Origin of the sequence: uncultured Veillonella sp. (genome assembly GCF_938010505.1) — a bacterium.
Classification (GTDB): domain Bacteria; phylum Bacillota; class Negativicutes; order Veillonellales; family Veillonellaceae; genus Veillonella.
In genome coordinates, this window is the sequence record NZ_CALLVP010000061.1 from 1 (window position 1) to 2,218 (window position 2,218).

Consider the following 2,218-nt stretch of genomic DNA (forward strand, 5'->3'; position numbering starts at 1 on the left):
GTTCAATCGTTTTGATTGATTACCTATCATTGTTCAGTTTTCAAAGATCTGTGCCCCTTCATATGGGGTACTTGAATATAATAACATTTCCATATACTAATGTCAACAAAATTTGGACAAATTTTACGACAAATTTCAGGAAAATTTTATCATTATTTTTGCACAATTTCACGGCCTAATTTTACAGATTTAAAACTTGAGTTATATTACTTTTTTAGACATATCATATAGGGAGAATTTAAAATAAAAAGAAGCCGCAACAAGAATACATCTATTGCATTCTGTTGCGACTTCTTGTCTATATGACAGTGTGTTAATAGAATCCCTTATTTGTGTCTCAACACTGTATATTAAAAACTTTTATATATAAGGTTATTGCAACTGCACATTCCTTATAACAAAAGCTATACATATAATGTGATTATATATGTATCAGATGATTAGTTATCTGTCTGAATCGCTTCACGAAGGTTAATTTCGTGCATGTCTCCAACAGAAGGTTCTTCTGCAGACATATTTTTTACAGTTTGTTTTGTAGCAAACCAAACTGCTTCGTTCATGTAATAACGCAATTCTTCATTAGATACATGTTCTTGATCTTGAGCCATGATATCAAGCATAGCATCTTCCAATGCTTGTGCTTCTTCATCTGTCAAAGGACCGCCAACGGCCTTTTGTTTTTGAAGCAATTCATTTATACGATCAACCATGCTGCGCAATACATTGTAACCATAGCTATTTGTGTAACCTTGGTCCTTATCATATTTAGGGAATGTGTAATAGCTATACTCGTTTTTATTACGGTTTTCACCATTCCAGTTCAATGCAGTTTCTTGGCCATGTACATAACCTAAAGAATGTTTACGGAAATAATCAGCATAGTTATGCTTATCTTTAGAATGTAACCATTTAGCTTCTTCTTTAGTCAATGCTTGATGATTTTTCTTTTTGCTTTCAGCTAAAGCAATCTTTCTTTCCGCATTTTCCCATGCTTTCACAAATTCATGGATGCCTTGTACAGTCTGAGGGCTAGCCACAGGAATCAATACGACGGAACCTGTTGTAGGCACTTTAGCCGGATTTGGTAAAAGCAATGGATCATCAAATGTAGCAGATGCCGCATTAACTTGTAATACGCCACTGCCGAATAATACTGCTGCTGTGAAAGCAAGCAAAGTGGATTTTTTCATTATATATTCCTCTTTTCTATCAACGAATTAAATCGGGTGGGAGAATCCCCTAAAGGGGAATCCTCACCCCGTAATGTTCAGTATGAACGTATTATAAACCTAGTCTTGCCATCATTGCAGCAATATTAGCTTTCATTTGTTCATTTTCAGCTTTCAAATCAGCTACTTCACCTTTTAATCCTTGATTTTCAACTTTCATTGCAGCAAGTTCACGTTGCATTGCATATGTGGAACTAATAGGTCCTTTACGGTAACGATCTGCAGTTTCTGCTTCGCCGTCTCTGTTACCTACTTTCCAAGTTACACCAGCATTTGCCATCATATGGCTATTGCTGCCCGCCCAAGCTACGCCAGCATGTAACATCATGGATTCATTTTTGTAATGAGCCACGCCTAATGCCAATGCAGAGTCGCCACGGTAGTTACCATAACCTGCCATGATTTGAGTAGGTTCGTAAGGATCATAAGCCATAGGTTTCAATGCAGACAACGCGGAGGATAAAGCACCAACTTGACGAACTTCGTTTACAACATTATTCATGCTGTTTGCAACACGATTAAGTTGGGAACCATTAACAGCATCAGTGGAAGTGGAGCTAATTTCGCCTGGAGCCACATTAGTAATCTTGTTACCACCGTTGTTCAAACCGGAGCTTGTTAAGGATACGCTGCCACCCGCATTATTTTTAATTGTAATACCGTTACCGTTCATAACAGTTGTATTACCAGCAGCATCCGTAGTCGTTACGGACTCAAGACCTTTCAAGTCTTTAGCCAACTTGATGTTATAGCCATCACCAGCAGCGTTTTTCACAACACCGATATTATTATCTGCCAAACGGTTCACATCAGCACCACCAGTAAGGTTCATAGTATCTCCCAATCCACGAACCACTTTACCGCTATCGCCAGGTTGGTCACCTTGGAATACACGGCCTGCTCTTACTTTATTATTGAAGTCGTCATTAACAGCTTTCAATTGATCTTCGGTTGCCGCTTGTCCACTAGTGATATGAGCAGGATCCCAA

The 2,218-nt window shown here is 38.3% G+C and carries 2 protein-coding genes; both read right to left on the reverse strand.

Going from position 1 to position 2,218, the window contains the following annotated elements; translation table 11 throughout:
- Positions 1–440 precede the first annotated feature (440 nt).
- Positions 441–1,190, reverse strand: a complete 750-nt coding sequence (locus tag Q0507_RS03370; RefSeq protein ID WP_298712366.1) for a hypothetical protein — start codon at positions 1,188–1,190, stop codon at positions 441–443.
- A 91-nt stretch (positions 1,191–1,281) separates the two neighbouring features.
- A partial coding sequence (locus tag Q0507_RS03375) for a YadA-like family protein (RefSeq protein WP_298712369.1) occupies positions 1,282–2,218 on the reverse strand: 937 nt, incomplete at its 5' end.

What these genes read in the sequence shown, in the direction of transcription:
- Q0507_RS03370 (WP_298712366.1), bottom strand. Translation starts at nt 1,190, where the DNA reads ATGAAAAAATCCACTTTGCTTGCTTTCACAGCAGCAGTATTATTCGGC.